The organism is Fusobacterium perfoetens ATCC 29250, assembly GCF_000622245.1.
Lineage (GTDB): Bacteria > Fusobacteriota > Fusobacteriia > Fusobacteriales > Fusobacteriaceae > Fusobacterium_B > Fusobacterium_B perfoetens.
The window spans coordinates 119,521-143,128 of the sequence record NZ_JHXW01000005.1 but is presented as its reverse complement, the minus strand read 5'-3'; the positions used below and the strand labels follow the sequence as shown (position 1 = coordinate 143,128).

Here is a 23,608-nt window from a genome sequence, read left to right as displayed (position 1 = left end):
TATGAAGAAATTAAAAAGTATTAATAAAAATCTTCTATTTGGAATAGGATTTTTTGTAGTGCTTATATTAATTATAGTATTGACTAAAATATTTAGTCCTTATGGAGTAACTTCTATAGATATAGATAATAAATTAGTTTCTCCAAGTTTAACTCATCTTTTTGGAACAGATAAATTTGGTAGAGATATATTTACAAGAATTATGGAAGGTGGAAGAATAGCTTTATTTGTAGGGTTTTCATCTATAGGAATAGGACTTTTTGTAGGTGGAATTTTGGGAATGTATTCTGGTTATATAGGTGGATATGTAGATGAAATTATAATGAGAATTATAGATGCTTTTATGTCTTTTCCAGGAATACTATTTGCTTTGATGATGATAACAGCTTTTGGCCCAGGAACTTTTAATACAATTCTTGTTATAGGAATAATGAATATACCTCATTTTACTCGTTTTGCTAGAGGAGAAACTTTAAAAGAAAAAGAAAAAAATTATACTCTTTCAGCTAAAACTAGAGGGGCTTCAAATTTATGGATATTAAGACATTATATTTTTCCTAATATAAGAGGAAAATTAATTGTGTCTACAGCTTTATCCTTAGGTGTATCTATTCTTACAGAAGCTTCATTGAGTTATTTAGGACTTGGAATACAAGCTCCTTATCCTAGTTGGGGTTCTATGCTTAGAGAAGCACAAATTTATTTTCTAGCAGCTCCATGGTATGCAATATTTCCAGGATTATTTATAACACTTACAATTTGTTCTATAAATCTTATAGGAGAATATGCAAGAGAAAAGTATAATTCTAAAGGATAGGTAAAAATGAAATTATTAGAAGTTAAGAATTTAAACATATCTGTAGATTATAAAGGAGAATTATTATCTCTGGTTGAAAATTTAAATTTTTATGTAAAACAGGGAGAAATATTTGGAATAGTTGGGGAGTCTGGTTGTGGAAAAAGTATTTCTTCTAAAAGTATTTTAAGAATATTAGAAGATAGGTTTCATCCAACAGGAGAGATAATATTTCAAGATAAGAATTTATTGGATTTAACAGAAAAAGAAATGAGAAAGATTAGAGGAAATAAAATAAGTATGGTCTTTCAAGATGCTCTTAGTGCTTTAAATCCATTAAAAAAAATTGGAAAACAAGTTGATGAAGCATTACAAATTCATAAAAAAGATTTAACAAAAGAGGAAAGAAAGAAAAAAGTTTTAGAAATATTAGAAGAGTGTGATATTTATAATCCAGAAGAAGCTTGTAAAAAATATCCTCATCAACTTTCAGGGGGACAAAGACAGAGAGTAATGATAGCTATGGCTGTTATATGTGAGCCTGATTTAATAATTTGTGATGAGTCAACAACAGCTTTGGATTTAAGAACACAACTTAGAATAATAAAACTTTTAAAAAAATTAAATAAAGAAAAAAACATGACAATAATATTTGTTTCTCATGATATAGCTCTTATTGAATCTATTTGTGACAGAGTAATGGTAATGTATGGTGGAAGAAGTGTGGAAATTTTAGAGGGAAGTTTAAAAAATGCTAAACACCCTTATACAAGAGCTTTGTATAGTATGCTTTTCAGTATGGAGGATAAAAATAGAATGTTGCCATATGTACTGGGAACAGTTATTTCTCCACTTGTAAGAACTAGAGAAAAATGTTATTTCGGTGATAGATGTAAATATTACAATAATTGTAAAGAAAATGATTTGATGGAAATTGAAAAAAATCATTTTGTAGCTTGTGAAAAGGTGATAAAAGATGTTATTAGAGATAAAAAATCTTAATAAATTTTATGATGACAAGCATATATTAAAAAATGTATCTTTTCATATAGAAGAGGGAGAAGTTTATGGACTTGTGGGGGAGTCTGGTTGTGGAAAATCAACAACAGCTAGAGTACTTACAGGTTTAACTTCAATTAAAAGTGGAGAAATAATTTTTGAGGGAAAGAAAATTGATTATAAAAAAATAAGAGGGGTTAGGGATATACAAATGGTATTCCAAGACCCAAACTCATCTTTAAATCCTATGAAAGATATAAAGTGGATATTAGAGGAGCCATTCAAAATAAATAAGTGTAAAGATAAAAAACTTATGGAGAGCAAAATAAAAGAGATGCTTGAAATGGCAAATCTAAATGAAGATGTATTGGTAAAATATCCTGGTGAATTAAGTGGAGGACAAAAACAAAGGATAGCAATAATTTTGGCTCTTCTTTCAAATCCAAAACTTTTGATAGCTGATGAAGCTGTTTCATCATTAGATTTATCAGGACAAGCAAGTATTTTAAACTTTTTTAAAAAGTTACAAAAGGATTTAAAATTATCATATTTATTTATTTCTCATGATTTGAGAGTAGTTTATCATATGTGTGATAGAATAGGAGTTATGAGAAATGGAGAGATAGTGGAAGAGGGAACTCCAGAAGAGATATACTTAAATCCAAAACATGATTATACTAAAGCTTTATTAAAAGCTTTACCAGGTTCTTCAGATTTTGAAGAAGCATTAAATAATATATAAAAATAAAATGAACTTATTTTGAAAGCAAAAACTCAAGATAAGTTCATTATTTTTATAAGTTACTAGAGAAAAATAATATATAAATAATTTTGGGAGAATCTAAATGAAATCAGTACTACAACAAGATGAGTTAATTGAATTTATAAAAAATAATAAAAAAATAGTTTTTGAAAATCTTTTTGAAGAAGAAGAGATGAAGGTATTACTAAATGCTTATAACTATCTTAATATTTTTTCTCTAAAATATTTTTTTGCAGATGGAAAAAGTAAATGTATAAATAAAGATGGAACTTATAGAATTGTATATACTTATAATTATGCTACAAAATATAAATTTTTAAAGAAAAAGTATTTAGAACTTTTAAGATTTGAAAGAAAAATTAGAGAAGGTGTTTTAAATTATGAAATAGAATTAAAAAGCCATTTTATCTTTTTCTTAGATGAATTTCTTAAAAAAAATAAACTTCAATTTAATGAGTTTTTAAACTCTTTAGAAGATTACGATTTTAATACTAAATCTTTAAGGCTGATTTCTCCAAAAACATTAGAGAAAATAGAAAAAGAATGGAAAAAGCAAACAGACATATTTCCTAGAAAAAATCCTGATTTTTCAGAGTATTATTATCTTTTAATAAAGGTTTTAAGTTTTGGAACTCTTGGAATATTATTGAACCATAGTTATAAAGGGAAAAAGATTTATACATTATTTAGAAATTATTTAAAAAAACAAAATAATTTTTCTATTGGAAACATATTTAATGATTTACAATCTATAATAATTTTAAGAAATAGTTTATGTCATAAAGAAAGCCTAATAATCTTTTTAGAAAAAGGATTAAAAGCTAATAATATATATAAAAATCCTAAGAAAGATTTTCTTCAAACAAGAATAAACTCAATAATAAGAATTTATGAATACTATCATTTGAAGAATAATAAAAAGAAAAATTTAAAGGAAAATACTTGGATAAGAAATTACACAAGATATAGATTAAGTAATAGAAAAGAAATTAAATTTGAAAAATTAAAAATAAATGTATAAAAAAAAAGCCACCAACACTTGACGGGAAGCTGCGTGACTTTCGGTTTCGTTAATTAATTATACTATTTTTTTTTTTAAAAGTAAAGATATAATATAAAATTATCATATTTTTTTATAGTTTTTATTATAAATTTAATTTCTTTATTTACATTTTTTAATTTTTCGAATAAAATATGATACATTAATATTAGAGAATATGTGTTTTAATTGCGTGTAGTCTCCTTTGTATAAAAAGTTGTGGTAAATATATTATACAAAAAAGAGTGCTGGGTAAAGTATTTTTAAAATGCTACTCAGTTTTTTTTAAAATAAATTTTGTAGAGGGAAGAGATGGAGAGGAAAAGAGTAGAAGAAGTAAAAAAATATTTAAGATTATTAGCTGGACTTTTTATGTGTGCTTTAGGTTGCATAATGATATTGAGGTCAGACTTAGGATTAGCTCCTTGGGATGTATTACATCAAGGGCTTTCAAAAACTGTGGGAATAACAATAGGTCAAGCAAGTATAGGACTTGGGATAACAATAGTGTTTTTGGATATAGTTTTAGGTCAACCAATAGGGCTTGGTACAATTATTAATTTTATTTGTGTAGGACTTTTTATGGACTTAATTATATTTTTAGATTTTATACCTGTAAAAGAGTCTTATATCTATAGATTTATAATTTTATTTATAGGAATATTTTTTTATGCCTACGGGACTTTTTTCTATATGGTACAAGGAATGGGTTGTGGTCCAAGAGATGGATTTATGCAAATTTTAACTAAGAAAACTAAATATCCTGTTGTATATATAAAAAATTCTATAGAGCTTTTTGCTTTAATAAGTGGTTGGCTTTTAGGAGGAAAAGTTGGAGTAGGAACTTTTGCTACAGCTCTAATAATGGGAGTGTTTTTACAATATATTTTTAGATTTTATAAAATTGATTTAAAAACTTTAAAACATAGAAATATAAAAGAGGAACTTATACATTTAGGGGAAGTTTTAAGATAATAATTTTAGGAACTATTAAAATTAATTTAGTAGTTCCTTTTTTATAAATTTTTATTGTACTATATTTTTGAATTTGTTATTATATTATTTATAAAGAAAAAATCTAATGAAAAGAGATGATAAAATGCAATTAGAAGTAAATACTGTTGTAGAATTAAAGAAATTAAATCTTTCAAAAGGGAATATTGTTAAAGTTTTAGGATATTATTCAAATTATGATGGAGCAGAGCATAAAAGAATAATATCTGATACAGATAATGGAAGTGGAATAAAACTAGACAATGGGCTTTATGGAAATATTATTTGTGATGGAGAGGTAAAAGTTAGTTGGTTTGGAGCTAAAGGTGATGGAGTAACAGATGATACAGAAGCTTTTAAAAAGGCATTTAATACAAAAGCTACAGTTAATCTATCAAGAAAAAATTATATTATAAATTCAACATTATTTTTAAATAAATATCAAGTTTTAAAAGGAAATGGAGCAGTAATAAGCACAAATTCAGATGTTGTAATTATAAAATGTAGTGATAATAATATTATTGAAAATTTATTTTTTGAAAATTCTCAAGTACAGGGGACAGCAATAGATTTTACCAATGGTTTTAATAATATGATTAATAATGTTCAAATAAAAAATTATAAAAAAGGATTATTATTTGGTCGTTCAGTAGGAAATCATAGTGGAAATCAGATAACAAATCTTTTTGCCAATAAGTGTGAGGTAGGAATTTATGTAGATGTCAGAGGGGAATTTTCTACTTTTACAAATTGCACTTTATCAGAAAATCAAATTGCTTTAAAAATTATTGGAGGAAACACCCATTTTGTAGGTGGAAATATTTGTAATAATGAAATTGGAGTAGAGATAGGAAAAGGAGAAAATGACGCCCATGGTTTAATTGCTGCTACTTCAATAAAACATAATACAAAATATGCAATAGTTGTGGATAGTCCTAATGTGGGAGAGTTTTTATTTGAGGGAATTAGCCTTTATTATGGAGATATTTATTTAAAAGATTGCAAGGGAATCTATTTTAGTAATTCTACAATAGATACAGCTAATGTATTTGAGGAAAATGCAACTGAGTGTAAATTTAAAGATATTAATTTCTTTAATAGACCTATTAAAAATATTCCAAATTATAATAATAGTTTTAGTTCAGTTTTATATGAAAATGTTAGAGGGAAAGAATAGAGGAAATTTAGTAATAAATAGGGTAAAAACTATATATTATATATAAAAATTAAGAGATTTTATTTTCTTAATATCAATAAAATAAGTAATTATAGAATAAAAATATAAAAATCACTCATAAATTAAGGAACTTTACCTTTAATTAAAAAGAGTGATTTTTTATTATATATTAATAGGTTATAGTTTTAATAATTATTTTCAGAAATTAAAACTTCCATTTTTCTGGAGAAAAAATATTTTAAAGAAAATTTATTTTATTTTTTTTATAAATATTTTATAATATAGATAAATAAAATTAGGAGGTTAATATTTTGCGACAGGAAGATATAGCAAAATTAGCAAGAGTTAGTAGAACAACGGTTTCTCGTGTTTTAAATGGAGATAATACAGTAAAAAAAGAAATAAGAGAAAAAGTTTTAAAAATTGTAGAAGAAGTAAAATATGAAAGAAATTATATTAGTAGTACCCTAGCATCAAAAAAGAAAAAAAATATATATGCTTTTATAGTTCGTTCGATAGTTCCATATTATAATGAAGAAATAAAAAAAGGTTTAATTAAATTTGAAAATGAATTTAAAAATTTTGGAATAAATTTATATATAATAGAAAATGATATTAACAATCCAGAAGAACAATTAGAGTCACTAAAAAAAGTTTTAGAAAAAAATGAAGTAGCTGGAGTTATAATAACTCCTCTTTTAAAAGAGAAAGTTTCATCTTTAATTTTAGAAAATGAAAATGTAAAATTTATAACAATGGATAGTTATTTATCTCCTAGAATACCTTATGTAGGAGCAAATTATTTCAATAGTGGAGAAATAAGTGGAAATATTGCTGATGGGATTCTTAGAAAATATGAAAAAGCTCTTGTTTTAAAATTTCCAGATGATAAAGTTTCAGCTAATAGATATTATCAAGGATTTATAAATTCTTTAGAAGAAGAACAATTAATTATATCTTTTGAAAAAAAGGAAATTTTTTCTAAAGAAAATTTTCTTTCAGATAAAATTTCAAAAGATGTTAAAGTAATTTTTACAAATAGATTTTTAAAGGAAGTTATTGAAAATAATATAGATTTTCTTAGAGAAAATAAAGATATAAAAATTATTGGGATTGCAGGAAATCCAGAATTAAATAAATACTTAAGTTCTGGAATGCTATTTGCTTCACTTAATGAGCAATATTCTATGATATCTTATACATCAGGTTTATTAATATTTAATCTTTTATATAAAAATATATTTCCTGATTTAATTACTTTAATTCCAGCTAATATATTATTTAAAAGTTCTATTTTATAATAATAAATAAAGAAGTCTTATAAATTAAATTTTAATTTACAAGAACTTCTTTATTTTTATATTTTAATTTTTCATTATAAAATTACTATTGCTTTTTTTAAAGATTATTTTATAAATTCAGGTAAAATTTCTTTACATTTATTACGAACAAATTCAACATCTTTTTCATCTATTCCATTTGCTTCTTTTCCAACTTTATTTATAAAATTAATTTTAGTTTCTTTACTATAAGGAAACCAATCTGGTAAGATTACTTGAATTGCTGAAGGTTTTAGTTCTCTAGCAACCTTTATCATTTCCAAGCTAATTTAAGGCTCATATGGTTACAACCAAATAGATTCATTATCAAAAAAGACTTACCTAATTTCCTTTTATTTTTTTATTAATTAATGCTTTTATTTATACCTCTTCCTTTTATCTATTTATTATTTAAAGTAAAATAAGTTAAACCACTTATTTTTTCATCTTTAGGTTTTCCTAAGAATAAAGAAGAAATCCAAGCTGGAATTATACAAGCTCCCATTACTACTACTGAAATTAAAATTTCAAAAACTTTAGGCTGAACATATCCAGGTAATAATTTACTTAATAGTCCTCCAGGGTTACCAAGATAAGTAGCTAATAAAATAGATATAATAAATCCAATCCAAGCAGCTTTATTGTCTACTCTTTTAAAGAAAATTCCGACTAAGAATAATCCAGCTATAGGTCCTCCTAATAAACCTGTTATAGCTTGGAAGTATAAAAACATATCTCCTTGACCAGCATGTAAAAATCTTATTGCAAGAATTGTACTTAAAATACCAGCTCCCCAACTTACTAATTTAGCGATTTTTAATTTTTGAGCATCTGTTAAATCTTTTTTTAGTGGAGTAATGATATCAGCAGTAACACAAGTAGCTAAAGAGTTTAAACTTGAAGAAACTGTTGATTGAGCAGCAGCAAATATAGCAGCTATAATGATTCCAGAAAAACCTATTGGAGTATAATTTATAACAAAATATGGTAAAATAGCGTTTCCATCTATATTTTCAGGTAGAATTGCTTTATATTTAAAGAATAAATATAATGCAGTACCCATTCCAGTAAATATAAATACACTTACACATAATAAAGGAACGTTTATTAATAAACTTTTCTTAGCTTCCTTTTCATTTTTTGTTGTGTTATATCTTTGAACTATGTCTTGAGAACCTATATAAGAATAAATAGAATTAAAAAATCCTCCAAAGAAAATACCTAAGAAAGTTGCACCACTAAGAGATAAATCCCAAGCAGAACCAGGGATTGTTTTTCCATCAGTTATTAAAGTTGAAAAAGCATTTCCAATTCCTTCAGGAACAGTAAAATATCCTATAAAAATTATTAAAAATGCCCCAAATAATAAAACGATAGTTTGCATTGCATCTGACCAGACAACAGCTTCTATTCCACCCATCGAAGTATAAACAACACATAAAAAAGAAACAATAAATAATAAAATTGTTGGATTTATGTTAGGTAAAGCTTCCTTTAAAGCTAAAGTTGGTAAATATAAAACAACAGCCATTCTTATTAAGTGAAAAAGAATAAAAGATAAACTACCTACCCATCTAAAACCATTGTCAAATCTTTTTCCTAAATATTCATAGGCTGTAGTAACATTAATACTTCTAAAAAATGGAACAAAAACAAAAGCAGACCAAATAACCATTATAATTATTCCTAAGGGAGCCATTCCCATTATAATTCCTTTATGAAATACAGAAGCAGGAATAGCTATGAAAGATAAAGATGATAAAGCAGTCGCATAAATACTACAAGCATTAACCCAAGAAGGAATTCTACCACTTGCTTTAAAATAATCTTCTGTAGAATTATTATTTTTTGAGAAATAAACCCCAAGTCCTATAAAAAATAAAAAATATGCACTCAAAACTATCCAGTTAAACCAATGCCAATTCATATAAAACCTCCATTTAATTTTTTGATATAAACGCGCGTTTTTATAATATATATTCAATAATATAACTTTTAATATCATTTGTCAACATTTTTTAAATTTTTATTTTTTTATTGACAAAATTATAAAAAAGTATTATATTAATATCGCTATATAATAAACGCGCGTTTTTTAAATTAAGTTTAGGAGGTTTTTATGAAAGATTTAAAAGGTATTTTTTCTGCTTTATTAGTTTCTTTTGATAAAAATGGAAAGATTAATGAAAAAGGTACAAGGGAAATTGTAAGACATAATATTGATACAATGAAAGTAGATGGACTTTATGTAGGAGGTTCTACAGGAGAAAATTTTATGTTATCTACAGAGGATAAAAAAACTATTTTTAGAATAGCTATGGAAGAATCACAAGGAAAAGTAGCTATGATTGCTCAAGTAGGTTCTATTAACTTAAATGAAGCTGTTGAACTTGGAAAATATGCAACTGAATTAGGATATGATGCTTTATCTGCTGTAACACCTTTTTATTATAAATTCTCTTTTAATGAAATTAAAAATTATTATAACACAATAGTTAATGAAACAGGAAATAAAATGATAGTTTATTCTATATCTGCTTTAACTGGTGTTATGATGGGAATTGAACAATTTAGAGAACTTTTTGAGAATCCTAATATTATTGGAGTTAAATTTACTGAAGGAAATTTCTTTTTAATGGAAAGATTAAGACATGCTTTTCCAGATAAAATTCTTTATTCAGGATTTGATGAAATGTTACTTTCAGCAACTGTATTAGATGTTGATGGAGCTATAGGAAGTACATATAACGTAAATGGTTTAAGAGCTAGAAAAATATTTGAATTAGCTAAAGAAGGAAAAGTAAAAGAAGCTAGAGTACTTCAAAAAGAATCAAATGATATGATAGAAGCAGTATTAACTAACGGATTATTCCCAACATTAAAAGAAATGTTAAAATGTTATGGAGTAGATGCTGGATATTGTAAAGAGCCATTTGAAAAATTATCAGAAGAAAAAATTCAAAGAGCAAAAGAAATTTTTAAAACTATTTAATTTTAATCAAGCTGTTGCAAATTTTTATTAAATAAGAGCAACAGCTTTTTTTAAGGAGGAAAAATGTTGATTGGTGGAATAGAAGCTGGAGGAACTAAGTTTGTTTGTGGAATAGGGAATGAAAAAGGAGAGATTTTAGATAGAATTAGTTTTCCAACAGAAACTCCTGAAATTACTTTAAAAAAAGTTGTTGAATATTTTAAAGATAAAAATATAGAAACTTTAGGAATAGGGTCTTTTGGTCCTGTTGATATTAATCCTAAATCAGAAAATTATGGTTCTATAAGAAAAACTCCTAAATTAACTTGGACAAATTTTAATATTTTAGAATATTTAAAAAAACATTTTTCTATTTCAATGGTAATAGATACAGATGTTAATGGAGCAGCTTTAGGAGAGTCTATATGGGGAGCAGCTAAAAATCTTGATAATTGTATTTATTTAACTGTTGGAACAGGAATAGGAGGAGGAATATTAATTTCTGGAAAACTTGTTCATGGAATGTTACACCCTGAGATGGGACATATAATTATAAAAAGACATCCTAATGATAAATATGAAGGGAAATGTCCATTTCATAAAGATTGCTTAGAAGGACTTGCTTCAGGACCAGCTATAGAAGAAAGATGGAAAACAAAAGGTGATAAACTGCCTTTAGACCATGAAGCATGGAATTTAGAAGCTTTTTATATTGCTCAAGCTCTTGTAAATTATATATTAATTTTGTCTCCAGAAAAAATAATTTTAGGTGGAGGAGTTATGAAACAAAAACAACTTTTTCCTAAAATAAGAAAATATGTTAAAGAGATGTTAAATGAATACATTCAAGCAGATGATATTTTAAAAAATATAGATGAATATATAGTTTCTCCTAAATTAGGAGATAATGCTGGATTTTAGGAGCTATGGCTTTAACATTAAAATAAAAAAGTAAAAAAATAATAAAGAGATTATTGTAAAAGTTTTATTATACAAAACAATAGTCTCTTTATTGTATAAATAAAAAATATAATTATTCAAAATAAGTTTTAGAATTTTCATCTTTAGCTAAATTAACTAAAGTTTTAATTTGTTCTTCTAAAATTCTATAAGTAGATAGAGGAGGAAGATTATCTAATTTAAAAAATTTAACATTAGTAATATCAAAAGTTGTTTTTAAATTACCATCTAATTTTTTACAAAAAAAAGCTATTTTATAAGTGTAAAAAGTATCAGCAGGGTGATTATGAAACTTTTTATCAAAAATAGCAAGTACTTTTACAATTTCCACATCTAAACCTGTTTCCTCTTTCATTTCTTTAATCATAACCTCTTTTGGAGAAAAACCAATATCACACCAACCACCAGGGATAGACCATTTACCAGGGTCTAATTTTTCTTCTACCATTAAAACTTCATCATTTTCATTAAGAAGAAGCCCTCTTACTTCTACTTTTGGAGTTGGATATTCACTTATAGGTAAATAAAAATCATGTAATTTATCTAAAGTTATATTTTCATCTGTTAAAATATCTAAAATTTCTAAATTAATTTCTTTAAGCTCTCTATATCTTTCATCATCATAACCATTATGAGCATACAGAATACCTAAATCAGAAAGAGTTATATTTCTTTTAACAAGATTTAATAATTCTACCAATTTTTTATTATCCATAAAAAATCACCTATTTAATAATTTCTTTAAAATCTTTTATAAATTCATCTACATTTTCTTCTTTTGTAGCCCAAGAAGTAACAAATCTCACTACAGTATTATTTTCATCATATTTTTCAATAATAGAAAATTTATATTTATCTGATAATTTTTTTATTAATTCATTAGAGAAAATCACAAAAAGTTGATTAGAATAAGAATCAACAACAAAAGGAATATTATTTTTTACAAATATATCTTTTATTTTTTTTGCCATTTTATTAGCATGTTTTCCAATCTCTACAAATAAATTATTTTTAAATAACTCATTAAATTGAATTCCAAGTAATCTACCTTTAGCAAGTAAAGCTCCTCTTAATTTGATAGAATATTGAAAATCTCCAACTAAAGAAAGATTGAAAAATACCACAGCTTCTCCAAATAAAGCTCCAGATTTTGTAGCTCCTATGTATAAAATATCACATAAATCTTTGTAATCAGATAAATCTATATTATTTTTTTCAGAGGCTAAAGCAGAAGAAAGTCTAGCTCCGTCAATATAGAAATAAAGATTGTTTTCTTTACAAAATTCATATATATTTTTTAATTCCTCTTTAGTATAGATAGCCCCTAATTCATTTGGATTTGATAAATAAACCATTTTAGGTTGTACCATATGGGCGTCAGTATGAATATCTAAAACTTTTTTTATTGTTTCAGGAGTTAATTTACCATCTTTTATTTTTTCAGTAGTAAGAACTTTGTGTCCTGTTCCTTCAATAGCTCCTGTTTCATGTACATTAATATGTCCCACATCAGAAGATATAACAGCTTGATGAGGTCTTAGAAGATGAGAGATAACTACAAGATTAGTTTGTGTACCTCCAACTAAAAATCTAATATGGCAATCATCACAATTAAGAGCAGTTTTAATTTTTTCGTAAGCTAAGTTAGTATAATAATCTTCACCATATCCATCTGTTTGTTCAAAATTTGTTTCGATAAGAGCATTTAATATATTAGGATGAGCTCCCTCGCTATAATCATTATTGAAACTAATCATATTTATCACCTTTTATTTTTGAAATTATAGAAATTATAACACTAATTTTTTAGAAATTAAAGAAAAATATTGAAATTTAAAAAAATTTGTTATAATATTCATTAATATAGAAAAAGAATTTTATTGGGAGGGGAAATATGTTTATAATTCTTTTAAATGGCTTGACTATAGTTTTAGGAACTTTATTAGGATATATATTTAGAAAAGCTTTACCTAAAGATATATCTGAATCAATAATAAAAATATTAGGACTTTTTACTTTTATAATGGGTCTAAAAGACGCCCTAACTTTTAAAAATGGAATGTATGTAGCAATATATTTAGTAATAGGAGTTGTAATTGGAGAAAAATTTGATTTAGATGGAAAATTAAAAAATCTAGGAAAGATATTACAAGAAAAGTTTGGCAAAGAAAAAGAAGAGGGAGGAATGATAAAAGGGTTTGTAACTTCAACTTTAATATTTTGTGTAGGTTCAATGGCAATATTAGGCCCTGTAAAAATAGCATTAAATGGTGATGGAAATTTAATTTATATAAAATCAATATTAGATGGTGTAATGTCTATGATGTTAGCTTCTACTTATGGAATAGGAGTTATTTTTTCAGGAATAATGGTTGTGCTTTATCAAGGATTGATGTTTTGTATGGGAAATATTTTAAAAGTTGTTACAACACCAGAAGTAATGGGAGATGTAACAGCAGTTGGTGGAGCAATTTTAACAGGATTAGGCTTGACTTTAATATTTGGAGAAAAATATTTAAAAGTTACTAATATGCTTCCAGGAATGTTTTTACCAATTATATTTTCATTAATAATGAGATTATTTTAAGGAGGAATTATGGGAAAGAAATGTGCAAAATGTGGAAAAGAAGCTGGATTTTTTAAATCTATAACATTTTATAAAATTGGAAATGAGGAATATTGTGCTGATTGTGGAAAGGAAGAGATTGAAAGAAGAATTTCTACAATAAAAATTACTACAACTAATAATATTGAGGGATACAAAGTTGTAGACTATATAGATATTGATAGTGCAGAAGTAGTTATAGGAACAGGAATATTTTCAGAGGTAGAGGGAAATATATCAGACTTATTTGGAGCTAGGTCTTCTGGTTTTGAAGAAAAATTAGCTAAAGGTAAAAAATATGCAATGGATAAATTAAAATATAATGCTATGCTTAAAGGTGGGAATGCCATTGTTGGAGTAGATTTAAGTTATACAGAGTTTGATAAAAATAGAATTGGAATAATAGTAAGTGGAACTGTTGTAAAAATAGAAAAAAGTTAAATAAATTATTGACAAAAGAGAATTTATTTGATACTATTAGTTAATAAAAAAATAAATGGGGGAATCAAAATGTTATTTATGACGAGGCAAGAAAGGAATAGAAAATTTTAAACGAAATTTAATATCGTTTCTTTGAACTTGTCCAAAAATATCTATTTTAGTTTGTAAAGATTAGGGGATTCCTATGAGCATAATATAACCACAAGTTATTTTAATTAAGATGTTAAGGCTTAGTTTCAAAAGAAACTAAGCTATTTTTTTTAAGTTAAAAAATTTAAAATTTATATATATTTTTAGGAGGAAAAATGACAGAGTACTTAGGAGTATTAAAAGAGATTTTTATCGAAGGACAAAGATATCAATATATGATACAAGGTCTTTCTTTTTCAGTTGGAGTAACATTATTTTCAGCTATCTTAGGAATTATCTTAGGAATTTTAGCAGCAATTATGAGAATTTGTAATTTCCGTCCATTTAAACATAGTAAAAATAAAAAATGGAAAAATTGGACTCCATTAACAAATTTATCAATCTTATACACAGATATAATAAGAGGAACTCCTGCAGTAGTTCAACTTATGATATTAGCAAATATTATTTTTGCTGGATTTAGAGATATGCCTGTATTTTTAATAGCAGGAATTGCTTTTGGTATAAACTCAGGAGCTTATGTTTGTGAAATCATTAGAGCAGGAATTGAGGGACTTGATAAAGGACAAATGGAAGCAGCTAGAGCTTTAGGAATGCCTTATCATATAGCTATGAAAGAAGTTATAATTCCTCAAGCTATAAGAAAAATTTTACCAGCTCTTGTTAGTGAATTTATTACATTATTAAAAGAAACATCAATAGTAGGATTTATAGGTGGAGTAGATTTACTTCGTTCAGCAAATATAATTACTAGTCAAACTTATAGAGGAGTAGAACCATTATTAGCAGTTGGACTTATTTATTTAGTAATGGTAGGAATATTTACTAAGATTATGAGAAATGTTGAAAAGGGGTTGAAAGTAAGTGATTAAGGTAGAACATTTATATAAAAGTTTTGGAAAATTAGAAGTTTTAAAAGATATATCAGTAGAAATAAAAAAAGGTGAAGTTATAGCTATAATTGGACCATCTGGAAGTGGAAAATCTACTTTCTTAAGATGTCTTAACAAATTAGAAGAACCTACAGGTGGAGCAATCTATATAAATAATCAAAATTTAATGGACGATAAAACAGATATAAATAAAATTAGAGAAAAAGTTGGAATGGTTTTCCAACATTTCAATCTTTTTCCTCATAAAACAGTTTTAGAAAATTTAACTTTGTCTCCTTTAAAAGTAAAAAATGCAAAATTAGAGGAAATTAATGAGAAAGCAAGAAAATTATTAAAAAAAGTAGGTTTAGCTGATAAAGAAAATGCTTATCCTGACCAATTATCAGGAGGACAAAAACAAAGAATAGCTATAGCTAGAACTCTTGCTATGGACCCAGAAGTAATACTTTTTGATGAGCCAACATCAGCATTAGACCCAGAAATGATAAAAGAAGTTCTTGATGTTATGAGAGAGTTAGCTGATGAGGGAATGACAATGATAATAGTAACTCATGAAATGGGATTTGCTAAAAATGTGGCTGATAGAGTGTTTTTCATGGACAGAGGAACAATATTAGAAGATGATTCTCCAGAAGTTATATTTGGAAATCCTAAACATGAAAGAACTAAGGAATTTTTAAATAAAGTTTTAAATCGTTAACAAATTTTATTAAATTATATATGGAGGAAAAAATATGAAAAAAGTTTTAAAGGTTTGTGGTCTTGTTTTAACAATGTTAATGTTTTTTGCTTGTGGAAAAGAAGAGAAAAAAGCTATCTATGTAGGAACTAATGCTGAATTTCCACCATTTGAGTATTTAGAAGATGGAAAAATGGTAGGGTTTGATATTGACCTTATTAATGCTATTGGAAAAGAATTAGGAAGAGAAGTAGTAATGAAAGATATGAGTTTTGATGGATTATTACCAGCTCTTCAATCTAAAAAAGTTGATTTAGTAATAGCTGGAATGACAGCTAGTGAAGAAAGAAAAAAATCTGTTAACTTCACAGAACCATATTATTCAGCTAATCAAGTTATTGTTTTACAAGAATCAAATAATGATATAAAAGATTTTGCTGATTTAAAAGATAAAAAAATAGGAGTTATGCTTGGATTTACAGGAGATTTAGTAATAACAGAAATGGGATTACCTTCTGAAAAATATAATGCTGCTTATGCTGGAATAATGGCTTTACAAAATGGAAAATTAGATGCTGTTGTATTAGATTCTGAAACTGCTGTAAACTATGTAAAGAAAAATCCTGGATTAAAACTTGCTGAAGGAAAAGGTGAAGCTGAAGATTATGCTATAGCTGTAAGAAAAGAAGATACAAAATTATTAGAAGATGTAAATAAGGCTATAACAACTTTAAAATCTAATGGAGAATTTGAGAAATTATTAGAAAAATATTTTAAATAATTTAAAAAAATATCTTAAATAAATTTAGAGTAAGATTTATAAAAAGAAACGAAAGTCTAAGATTTATCTTAGACTTTTATTATTATTTAAAAAATTATAAATTGATTTTTAATAAAAATCTAGAAATAAAAAGTCAAAAAATTAAGATTAAAAAAAATTTTAATATAAAAAAAAGAGTTGAGTAAAATATTTTTTATTCTATCTAACTTTTTTATAAAAAGAAAATTTTTTCAAAAGTAACAACGAAAACAACAAAAAACTATAAAAATTAAACAAAATACTTCAAAAAAACTCATAAATATGTTATGATTATATCAAATAATTTTATTGTTTAGGAGGATATATGGAAAAGATAGAATTTATTTTAGAAAGAATATCTAATATTATCTGGGGAAATTATTTAATGATAACTTTAATGGGAGTTGGAGTATTTTTTACTATAATTACAGGAGGGATACAATTAAAAGGTTTTCCTTTAGCTATTAAGGAGCTTGTAAAATCTATTAAGGGAAAAAATCAAATAAAAGGAGAGGGAACTCTTTCATCATTTCAAGCGCTTTGTACAGCTTTAAGTAGTTGTGTTGGTAATGGAAATATAGTTGGAGTTGCCACAGCTATAGCTAGTGGAGGACCAGGAGCAGTATTTTGGATGTGGATTGCTGGAATTTTAGGAATGGCCACTAAATATGCTGAAATAGTAATAGGAATGATATATAGAGAAAAAACAGATGAAGGAAATTATGTTGGTGGTCCAATGTATTATCTTTCTAAAGGATTGGGATGGAAAAGAGTAGGAGTACTTTTTGCTTTTTTAATGCTTATTCAAATAAGTGGAGGAGCGCTAATTCAATCAAATGCTGTTGCTATTGTTTTAAAAGATATATTTGGAATAAAGCCTATTTTAGGTGGAGTTTTAATGGGAATAATAGTAACAATGGTTGTAGTTGGTGGAGTAAAAAGATTAGGAGCAGTTGCTGAAAAATTAATTCCTATAATGACATCTATTTATTTTTTTGGAGGAATTATAATAATTATTTCTAACATAAATCATGTTCCTTATGCTATAATGAATATTATATCTAGTGCTTTTAATACAGAATCAGTAGGAGGAGGAGTTTTAGGATATACAATTAAAGAAGCTATGAGATATGGAATTGCTAGAGGATTATATTCTAATGAGGCAGGAGAAGGAAGTGCTCCAGTACTTCATTCAGCAGCAATTACAGATTTTCCAGCAAGACAAGGACTTTATGGAATATTAGAAGTATTTATTGATACAGTAGTAATATGTAGTTTAACAGCATTTATAGTTTTAACTTCAGGAGTAACAGAACAAAATATTTCTCCAGCCATTTATGTAATTACAGCATTTGGAGGAATTCATCATTTATTTAAGTATATTATAGGAATAAGTATGATACTTTTTGCTTTTTCAACAGTTTTATCTCAATGGTATTTTGGAAATGTTACTCTTACTTATATATTTAATTCAAAAGTTGCTTCTTATTTTAAATATATATTTGTATGTTTAACTTTAATAGGGTCTATTAGTACTCTAAAAATTGTATGGTTATTACAAGATACAGTTTTAGGACTTATGATAATACCAAATCTTATTGGAATTCTTCTTTTAAGTGGAAAAGTGAAAAAAGCAACAAAAGAATTTTTAGATTATTTAAAAAAGGAGAAAAAAGATTATGTTGGCTAATGATAGACAAAATAAAATAATTGAAATCTTAGAGAGAGATGGAAGTGTAAAAGTATCTAATCTAGTTACTATTTTTGATGTGTCATTGGAAACAGTAAGAAGAGATTTAGATGTTTTAGAAAAAAAAGGCATAGCTGAAAAAGTTTATGGAGGAGCAATCTTAAAAGATAAGGAAAATAATTCTAATTTAAGTTATTCATTTAGAGAAGCAAAAAATAAAGACCAAAAAAAAGAAATAGCATCTATGGCTATTAGATATATAAATGAAGGAGAGACTATAGCTTTAAATGGAGGAACTACTAATGTAGAGATAGCTAGACTTATAAAAGATAAATATAATGTACTTACTGTAGTAACTAATTCCTTAAAAATAGTTGAAGAACTAGCAGATTCTAAGGGGATAAATTTAATCCTTGCTGGAGGAATATATAATAAATCAGAATTTTCTTTTCTTGGAATTCAAACAGAAAAATTTTTAAATAATTTTACTGTAGATAAATCTTTTATAGCAGTAGGAGGAATTTCTTTGAAAAGAGGAATTACAGATTATCTTATTGATGAGATAGTAGTTCAGAAAAAAATGATAGAGATAAGTGAGGAAGTAATAATATTAGCTGACTCAAGTAAGATAGAAAATAATTCCCTTATAAAAATTTGTAATATGGAAGATATAAACTTTATAATAACAGATTCTAATCTTGATGAAGAAACAAAAAAATTATATTTAAAAAGAGGAATGGATATAAGAAACTCATAAATAAAAAAATAATATAAATTAAAAAATAGAACTATTGTAAAGAAAAACAATAGTTCTATTTTTTTGTAGAATAAAATTTTATAAAAAGTTTTTATATATTTTTGATATTGAAAATTTTTTTATAAAAAATTAATTTATATTTTCTAGTTTTTAAGTAAAAAAACATTTTTCAAAGTAAAAATCAAAAAATAAAACAAAAAACAACAAAATAACAAAAAATATATTGATTTTTGTAAAAAAATGTGTTATTATTCTTTTGAAGATATTAAAATAAAACAAAAAATTAAAAGTTAGGAAAGGAGATTACAAATGGAAAAGACAACAGGATTTAAAAAATGGCTAAGATTTATAATTTTAGTAATAGGAGCAGGAACGGTATTTAAATTATCATCTTTAAAAGATGCTTTTTATGTTCCTATGCAAGAATTTATGGGATTATCACACACACAAATAGGAGCAGCACTTTCTATTTATGGATTAGTTCAGACAATAGGGAATTTTGCTTCTATTTATATTTCTGATAGATTTTCTAAAAGAATAATGATTTCAGTGTCTTTAGTGTGTGTAGGACTTGTAGGAATTTATATTTCTACTTTCCCAGGATATATGGGAATTTTATTAGCATGGGGATTATTATCATTCTTTGGTGAAGTTGTATATTGGCCAGTTCTATTAAAAGCAGTTAGACTTTTAGGAGATGAAACAGAACAAGGAAGACTTTTCGGATTCTTAGAAGCTGGAAGAGGAGTAGTAGATACAATAGTAGCTTTTTCTGCTTTAGGAATATTTGCTTTACTTGGTAAAGGGTCAGCAGCATTAAGAGGAGGAATTTTATTCTTTGCTGGAATTGTAATTGCTATTGGTGTTATTTCTTATTTCTTTATTGAAGATGATACAATTGAAACTGTTGATAAAGATGGAAATGAGTTAAGTAAAAACAAAGTTGCTTGGAATGGAGTTATGCAAGCTGTAAAAACTCCAGAAATCTGGGTTGTATCTTTAACAATTGCTTCTATATATTCAGTTTATTGTGGACTTACATATTTTATTCCCTTCTTAAAAGATATATATGGAATGCCTGTAACTTTAGTTGGAGCTTATGGAATTATAAACCAATATGGATTAAAAATGGTTGGAGGACCTGTAGGTGGAATGTTAGCAGATAAAAAATTCAAATCAGCAACTAAATTTATGAGAGTGGCTCTTTTAGTCTCAATAGTAGCAATGTTTGGATTTATGAATTTACCACATGAAACAATGAATGTTTATGTTGGAATGGCTTGTACTTTAGGATTTGGAGCTATAATTTTCTCAATGAGAGCTGTTTTCTTTGCTCCAGTTGATGAGATAAAAATTCCTAGAAATATAAGTGGGGCAGCAATGTCAATAGTATGTATTTTTGGTTATTGTCCACAAATGTTTGCTTTCACATTATATGGAAGTATGTTAGACAAATATCCTGGAATGGCTGGGTATAAAATGGTATTTACAACAATGATTGGATTTGCAGTTTTAGGAGTAGTTATAACTACAGTATTATTAAAAATGATAAAAAGAAAACAAAATGAAGTTGTAACAGATTAATTTTATAGGAGAGGATAAAAATGTTAAAATTAGGATTAGAAACTGAAAGCTTACATTTATGGTTTCAAAATAAAAGAATGGATATTTTTGGATTTATTGAAAAAGCTCATGAAATGGGATTTGATGGGGTACAAATTAATGTGGTTCCAGATTATAATCTTGACCCTGTTTGGGGAGCTTTAGGTGGAAATTCAGATGAACATTTAAAAAAAGTAAAAGAATTAATAGATAAATATAATCTTTATGTAGAGATTGATACAAGAAATTTAGAGTATGACCATTTAGTGGAAGTTATAAAAGTTGCTGATAAATTAGGAGCAGAAATAATAAGGTCTTATATTCCTATAAAACCATTAAAAGCAGAAGCTATGTCAGGAGAAGATGGAGCTTATGATTTTGCAAAAGTTCGTTGTGATTTTGACCCAAATTCTTTTGATGAAGGGATAGAAAAAATAAAAAAATTAATTCCTGTTTTACAAAAATATAGAATAAAACTTGCACTTGAAAATCATGAGTATGAAACTTCAGAAGAATTAGTAGATGTAGTAAAAAAATTAAATTCTAAATGGGTTGGACTTCATTATGATTTTGGAAATTCTATGATGGTTTGGGAAGAACCTATAAAAGCAGCAGAAAATATGGCTCCTTATACTTTAACAACACATTTTAAAGACCATATAATAATAGAAGACCCAAGTGATAAATATGGGTATGTAGTTTGTGGAGTTCCAGCTGGAGAAGGGAATATAGATTTAGAAAAAACTTTTGCAATTATGATGGAAAAATCAAGCTTAACAAGAATAAATGTTGAGATGTGTTATCCATATTGTGCTCAATTTAAAAGAACACCAGGAACAGGTGGAGTGGAAAAAGTTGGAGAGGGAGCATTTAAAGTAGAAAAATCATTATATGATTACAATGTGATGAGACCTCGTCAGTATTATTATCCACAAGAAGTTTCAAATGAACTTTTAGAAGAATTACTTAAAAAACAAATGGAAGGGGTAGAAAAAAGTTTTAAATATTTAAAAAATTTAAGAGATAATTATTTTGGAAAATAAAATATTTTGAAAAGAGGGATTTATGTTGAAGAAAAAATGGATGGATTATATTATAGTCTATATTGGTTGTATAATACAAGCCTTTTCTATAACATGTATATTAAAGCCTAATGGACTTACAGTTGGAGGAATTACAGGATTATCTTTAACTTTAGGAAAGATATTTAATCTTAATTATACTTACATTTATTACAGTATATGTCTTTTAATCTTAGTTTGTGCAAAGATTTTTTTAGGAACAAGAGAGGTAAAAAAAATAGTTCTCCTTTCAACTACCTATCCATTAATTCTTATTGGAATGAATCAAATAAAATTTAATTTTCTTTCTGATACTCCAGAAAAATTACTTATATGTATTTACTATGGAATATTTATGGGTGTGGGGACAGGCTTAGTATTAAAAAAAGGATTTTCTCAAGGAAGTTCAGATACAGTTGCAAAAATTTTACACAAGAAATTATTTCCATTTATGGAGATAAGTCAAGTTTTATTAGGCTTAGATATAACAATCCTTCTTATATCAGGAATTGTATTTGGGAAAACAGCAGTTCTTTATGCAATTATAATGCAAATGATATATAGTAAAACTATAAGTACAGTATTATTTGGTTTTGGTTCTTCTCTTGTAAAAGTTGTAATTATTAGTGACCAAATAGTAAAAATTTCTAACTTTATGAAAAATACAATTCATAGAGGATATAGTATAGGAACAGTAGTTGGAGGATATAATAAAGTAAAAAGAGAAAAAATAATTTCAGTTTGTTCTTTAAGAGAAGCTATGTTGATAAAGGAATTTATAACTAAAATAGATGAAAATGCTTTTGTAAATATAGTACCAACAATAGCAGCTTGGGGAAGAGAAGATGGATTACAAAAATTAAAAGAAAATTAATAAAAATAAAGAGAAGATATTATAAATTTTTAATATCTTCTCTTTTATATATTATCAGAAAAATTATATTTTTTAATTATTTAAAAATAATTTTAGAGAATTTACAAAAATAATTCTTTTTATTTTTGAGTTCTTTCTTTTAAAAATAATTGAACCCAATAGGTATTATTATTTTCATCAGTAAATTTTCCTATACCTGTATATGTATATTGAGGATTTAAAAGGTTGGCTCTATGTCCTTTAGATTCAATCCAACTTTTAGCCACATCTTTTGGTCCATTTGAATTTCTAGCTAGATTTTCAGCAATAGCCAAATAAGAAATCTCATACTCTTTAAAAAATTCTCCTAAAGAAGAATATCCACCAGCATAATGGTCAAGTTTTCCCTCTTTAGCTACTAAAGAAGCTTTTTTTATTGCCATTTCATTTAAAATCTCTTTTTCTTCTAATGGTGAAAGATTATTTTCAACCCTTTCATTATTTATAATATCTAAAATCTCTTGTTGATAATTTTCTCCATAAGAAATTATAGAAAAAATTATAAATGTAAAAATAATAAGTAAATAATTTAATAATTTTTTCATAGAACCTCCAAAAAATAAAATAATTATAATATATTATAAGATTTTTTTTAGAAAATTTCTAGAGGTTATAAAAAAATAAAAGTAAAGAAAAAATACTTGACAAATTTTAGAAATTCTAATATAATATCTTGGTGATATAAATGGAACTAAAAGAAATGATAGAAATTGGTATTTTACTAGATTATTATAAAGTTCTTTTAACAGAAAAACAAAGTAAATATTTAATAGAATATTTTGAAGAAGATTTATCACTTACAGAGATTGCTGAAAATTATGGAATAAGTAGACAAGCTGTTTATGATAATATTAAAAGAGGAATAAAAATTTTAAAAAATTATGAAGAAAAATTAAAATTTTATGAAAGAGATAAAGAACTTCAAAAAGATTTATTAGAATTAAAAAATAATTTTACAATGGAAAAACTTGATGAAATTATAAAAAAATTAAGTTAGGGAG

Annotated in this window: 25 protein-coding genes; 20 read left to right on the top strand and 5 right to left on the bottom strand. The window is 25.8% G+C overall.

Annotation, left to right across the window (positions count from 1 at the left end):
- The first annotated feature begins 1 nt into the window (after position 1).
- The 7 genes from T364_RS0103085 (at position 2) to T364_RS0103055 (ending at position 7,068) form a co-directional block, all read left to right on the top strand.
- Positions 2–817, top strand: coding sequence for an ABC transporter permease (locus T364_RS0103085; protein ID WP_027128279.1), 816 nt, complete (start codon positions 2–4; stop codon positions 815–817).
- 6 nt (positions 818–823) lie between these two features.
- On the top strand, positions 824–1,798 hold the full coding sequence (locus T364_RS0103080; RefSeq protein ID WP_027128278.1) for an ABC transporter ATP-binding protein: 975 nt from the start codon (positions 824–826) through the stop codon (positions 1,796–1,798).
- The gene (locus T364_RS10385; RefSeq protein WP_051532624.1) at positions 1,773–2,537 is read left to right on the top strand and encodes an ABC transporter ATP-binding protein; all 765 of its coding nucleotides are present in this window, start codon (positions 1,773–1,775) and stop codon (positions 2,535–2,537) included. Before T364_RS0103080 ends, T364_RS10385 begins: the two co-directional genes overlap by 26 nt.
- Before the next feature lie 103 nt (positions 2,538–2,640).
- The gene (locus T364_RS0103070) at positions 2,641–3,579 is read left to right on the top strand and encodes a hypothetical protein (protein WP_027128277.1); all 939 of its coding nucleotides are present in this window, start codon (positions 2,641–2,643) and stop codon (positions 3,577–3,579) included.
- Between the two features lie 330 nt (positions 3,580–3,909).
- Positions 3,910–4,572, top strand: a complete 663-nt coding sequence (locus tag T364_RS0103065) for a YczE/YyaS/YitT family protein (protein ID WP_027128276.1) — start codon at positions 3,910–3,912, stop codon at positions 4,570–4,572.
- A gap of 106 nt (positions 4,573–4,678) precedes the next feature.
- Positions 4,679–5,767, top strand: coding sequence for a glycosyl hydrolase family 28-related protein (locus T364_RS0103060; protein WP_081775653.1), 1,089 nt, complete (start codon positions 4,679–4,681; stop codon positions 5,765–5,767).
- Between the two features lie 311 nt (positions 5,768–6,078).
- The gene (locus T364_RS0103055; protein ID WP_027128274.1) at positions 6,079–7,068 is read left to right on the top strand and encodes a LacI family DNA-binding transcriptional regulator; all 990 of its coding nucleotides are present in this window, start codon (positions 6,079–6,081) and stop codon (positions 7,066–7,068) included.
- A 104-nt stretch (positions 7,069–7,172) separates the two neighbouring features.
- On the opposite strand, the gene T364_RS0103050 is transcribed toward T364_RS0103055, so the two are convergent.
- Both T364_RS0103050 and T364_RS0103045 read right to left on the bottom strand, forming a co-directional pair.
- Positions 7,173–7,364, bottom strand: coding sequence for a hypothetical protein (locus T364_RS0103050; RefSeq protein ID WP_147386020.1), 192 nt, complete (start codon positions 7,362–7,364; stop codon positions 7,173–7,175).
- A 122-nt stretch (positions 7,365–7,486) separates the two neighbouring features.
- A complete protein-coding gene (locus T364_RS0103045) occupies positions 7,487–9,013 on the bottom strand; it encodes a sodium:solute symporter family protein (RefSeq protein WP_027128272.1) in 1,527 nt (508 codons plus the stop codon).
- 192 nt (positions 9,014–9,205) lie between these two features.
- On the opposite strand from T364_RS0103045, the gene T364_RS0103040 reads away from it, so the two are divergent.
- Both T364_RS0103040 and T364_RS10380 read left to right on the top strand, forming a co-directional pair.
- Positions 9,206–10,078 carry an N-acetylneuraminate lyase gene (locus T364_RS0103040; protein ID WP_027128271.1) on the top strand — a complete coding sequence of 291 codons (873 nt, stop codon included), beginning with the start codon at positions 9,206–9,208 and terminating at the stop codon, positions 10,076–10,078.
- A 63-nt stretch (positions 10,079–10,141) separates the two neighbouring features.
- Complete coding sequence (locus tag T364_RS10380) at positions 10,142–10,978, top strand: ROK family protein (RefSeq protein ID WP_211249022.1); 837 nt, start codon at positions 10,142–10,144, stop codon at positions 10,976–10,978.
- Positions 10,979–11,090: 112 nt separating this feature from the next.
- On the opposite strand, the gene T364_RS0103030 is transcribed toward T364_RS10380, so the two are convergent.
- Positions 11,091–11,732, bottom strand: coding sequence for an NUDIX hydrolase N-terminal domain-containing protein (locus T364_RS0103030; RefSeq protein WP_027128270.1), 642 nt, complete (start codon positions 11,730–11,732; stop codon positions 11,091–11,093).
- 10 nt (positions 11,733–11,742) lie between these two features.
- On the bottom strand, positions 11,743–12,774 hold the full coding sequence (locus tag T364_RS0103025) for a threonine aldolase family protein (protein ID WP_027128269.1): 1,032 nt from the start codon (positions 12,772–12,774) through the stop codon (positions 11,743–11,745).
- A gap of 137 nt (positions 12,775–12,911) precedes the next feature.
- Between T364_RS0103025 and T364_RS0103020 the strand changes: the two genes are divergently transcribed.
- From T364_RS0103020 to T364_RS0102975, 10 genes are all read left to right on the top strand, one after another.
- The gene (locus tag T364_RS0103020; protein WP_027128268.1) at positions 12,912–13,604 is read left to right on the top strand and encodes a DUF554 domain-containing protein; all 693 of its coding nucleotides are present in this window, start codon (positions 12,912–12,914) and stop codon (positions 13,602–13,604) included.
- Positions 13,605–13,613: 9 nt separating this feature from the next.
- A complete protein-coding gene (locus T364_RS0103015; protein ID WP_051532623.1) occupies positions 13,614–14,063 on the top strand; it encodes a YbjQ family protein in 450 nt (149 codons plus the stop codon).
- Between the two features lie 305 nt (positions 14,064–14,368).
- Positions 14,369–15,085, top strand: a complete 717-nt coding sequence (locus T364_RS0103010) for an amino acid ABC transporter permease (protein WP_027128266.1) — start codon at positions 14,369–14,371, stop codon at positions 15,083–15,085.
- Positions 15,078–15,806: an amino acid ABC transporter ATP-binding protein gene (locus T364_RS0103005; RefSeq protein WP_027128265.1), complete on the top strand. Its 729-nt coding sequence runs from the start codon at positions 15,078–15,080 to the stop codon at positions 15,804–15,806. Before T364_RS0103010 ends, T364_RS0103005 begins: the two co-directional genes overlap by 8 nt.
- A 34-nt stretch (positions 15,807–15,840) precedes the next feature.
- Complete coding sequence (locus tag T364_RS0103000) at positions 15,841–16,566, top strand: basic amino acid ABC transporter substrate-binding protein (RefSeq protein WP_027128264.1); 726 nt, start codon at positions 15,841–15,843, stop codon at positions 16,564–16,566.
- 343 nt (positions 16,567–16,909) lie between these two features.
- On the top strand, positions 16,910–18,274 hold the full coding sequence (locus T364_RS0102995) for an alanine/glycine:cation symporter family protein (protein WP_027128263.1): 1,365 nt from the start codon (positions 16,910–16,912) through the stop codon (positions 18,272–18,274).
- A complete protein-coding gene (locus tag T364_RS0102990) occupies positions 18,264–19,031 on the top strand; it encodes a DeoR/GlpR family DNA-binding transcription regulator (RefSeq protein WP_027128262.1) in 768 nt (255 codons plus the stop codon). The genes T364_RS0102995 and T364_RS0102990 overlap by 11 nt, the downstream gene beginning before the upstream one ends.
- Positions 19,032–19,340: 309 nt before the next feature.
- Positions 19,341–20,615 (top strand): MFS transporter, encoded by a 1,275-nt coding sequence (locus tag T364_RS0102985; protein ID WP_027128261.1) that lies wholly within the window; start codon positions 19,341–19,343, stop codon positions 20,613–20,615.
- 20 nt (positions 20,616–20,635) lie between these two features.
- Positions 20,636–21,676 (top strand): sugar phosphate isomerase/epimerase family protein, encoded by a 1,041-nt coding sequence (locus T364_RS0102980; protein WP_027128260.1) that lies wholly within the window; start codon positions 20,636–20,638, stop codon positions 21,674–21,676.
- A 22-nt stretch (positions 21,677–21,698) separates the two neighbouring features.
- Positions 21,699–22,568 carry a YitT family protein gene (locus tag T364_RS0102975; protein ID WP_245596552.1) on the top strand — a complete coding sequence of 290 codons (870 nt, stop codon included), beginning with the start codon at positions 21,699–21,701 and terminating at the stop codon, positions 22,566–22,568.
- Positions 22,569–22,687: 119 nt separating this feature from the next.
- Here T364_RS0102975 and T364_RS0102970 read toward each other — a convergent pair whose 3' ends face one another.
- On the bottom strand, positions 22,688–23,152 hold the full coding sequence (locus T364_RS0102970) for a CAP domain-containing protein (protein ID WP_027128258.1): 465 nt from the start codon (positions 23,150–23,152) through the stop codon (positions 22,688–22,690).
- A gap of 140 nt (positions 23,153–23,292) precedes the next feature.
- On the opposite strand from T364_RS0102970, the gene ylxM reads away from it, so the two are divergent.
- Positions 23,293–23,604 (top strand): YlxM family DNA-binding protein, encoded by a 312-nt coding sequence (ylxM, locus tag T364_RS0102965; RefSeq protein WP_027128257.1) that lies wholly within the window; start codon positions 23,293–23,295, stop codon positions 23,602–23,604.
- Positions 23,605–23,608: the final 4 nt, after the last annotated feature.

What these genes read in the sequence shown, in the direction of transcription:
- T364_RS0103085 (WP_027128279.1), top strand. Translation starts at nt 2, where the DNA reads ATGAAGAAATTAAAAAGTATTAATAAAAATCTTCTATTTGGAATAGGA.
- T364_RS0103080 (WP_027128278.1), top strand. Translation starts at nt 824, where the DNA reads ATGAAATTATTAGAAGTTAAGAATTTAAACATATCTGTAGATTATAAA.
- T364_RS10385 (WP_051532624.1), top strand. Translation starts at nt 1,773, where the DNA reads ATGTTATTAGAGATAAAAAATCTTAATAAATTTTATGATGACAAGCAT.
- T364_RS0103070 (WP_027128277.1), top strand. Translation starts at nt 2,641, where the DNA reads ATGAAATCAGTACTACAACAAGATGAGTTAATTGAATTTATAAAAAAT.
- T364_RS0103065 (WP_027128276.1), top strand. Translation starts at nt 3,910, where the DNA reads ATGGAGAGGAAAAGAGTAGAAGAAGTAAAAAAATATTTAAGATTATTA.
- T364_RS0103060 (WP_081775653.1), top strand. Translation starts at nt 4,679, where the DNA reads ATGAAAAGAGATGATAAAATGCAATTAGAAGTAAATACTGTTGTAGAA.
- T364_RS0103050 (WP_147386020.1), bottom strand. Translation starts at nt 7,364, where the DNA reads ATGATAAAGGTTGCTAGAGAACTAAAACCTTCAGCAATTCAAGTAATC.
- T364_RS0103045 (WP_027128272.1), bottom strand. Translation starts at nt 9,013, where the DNA reads ATGAATTGGCATTGGTTTAACTGGATAGTTTTGAGTGCATATTTTTTA.
- T364_RS0103040 (WP_027128271.1), top strand. Translation starts at nt 9,206, where the DNA reads ATGAAAGATTTAAAAGGTATTTTTTCTGCTTTATTAGTTTCTTTTGAT.
- T364_RS10380 (WP_211249022.1), top strand. Translation starts at nt 10,142, where the DNA reads ATGTTGATTGGTGGAATAGAAGCTGGAGGAACTAAGTTTGTTTGTGGA.
- T364_RS0103030 (WP_027128270.1), bottom strand. Translation starts at nt 11,732, where the DNA reads ATGGATAATAAAAAATTGGTAGAATTATTAAATCTTGTTAAAAGAAAT.
- T364_RS0103025 (WP_027128269.1), bottom strand. Translation starts at nt 12,774, where the DNA reads ATGATTAGTTTCAATAATGATTATAGCGAGGGAGCTCATCCTAATATA.
- T364_RS0103020 (WP_027128268.1), top strand. Translation starts at nt 12,912, where the DNA reads ATGTTTATAATTCTTTTAAATGGCTTGACTATAGTTTTAGGAACTTTA.
- T364_RS0103015 (WP_051532623.1), top strand. Translation starts at nt 13,614, where the DNA reads ATGGGAAAGAAATGTGCAAAATGTGGAAAAGAAGCTGGATTTTTTAAA.
- T364_RS0103010 (WP_027128266.1), top strand. Translation starts at nt 14,369, where the DNA reads ATGACAGAGTACTTAGGAGTATTAAAAGAGATTTTTATCGAAGGACAA.
- T364_RS0103000 (WP_027128264.1), top strand. Translation starts at nt 15,841, where the DNA reads ATGAAAAAAGTTTTAAAGGTTTGTGGTCTTGTTTTAACAATGTTAATG.
- T364_RS0102995 (WP_027128263.1), top strand. Translation starts at nt 16,910, where the DNA reads ATGGAAAAGATAGAATTTATTTTAGAAAGAATATCTAATATTATCTGG.
- T364_RS0102990 (WP_027128262.1), top strand. Translation starts at nt 18,264, where the DNA reads ATGTTGGCTAATGATAGACAAAATAAAATAATTGAAATCTTAGAGAGA.
- T364_RS0102985 (WP_027128261.1), top strand. Translation starts at nt 19,341, where the DNA reads ATGGAAAAGACAACAGGATTTAAAAAATGGCTAAGATTTATAATTTTA.
- T364_RS0102980 (WP_027128260.1), top strand. Translation starts at nt 20,636, where the DNA reads ATGTTAAAATTAGGATTAGAAACTGAAAGCTTACATTTATGGTTTCAA.
- T364_RS0102975 (WP_245596552.1), top strand. Translation starts at nt 21,699, where the DNA reads ATGTTGAAGAAAAAATGGATGGATTATATTATAGTCTATATTGGTTGT.
- T364_RS0102970 (WP_027128258.1), bottom strand. Translation starts at nt 23,152, where the DNA reads ATGAAAAAATTATTAAATTATTTACTTATTATTTTTACATTTATAATT.
- ylxM (WP_027128257.1), top strand. Translation starts at nt 23,293, where the DNA reads ATGGAACTAAAAGAAATGATAGAAATTGGTATTTTACTAGATTATTAT.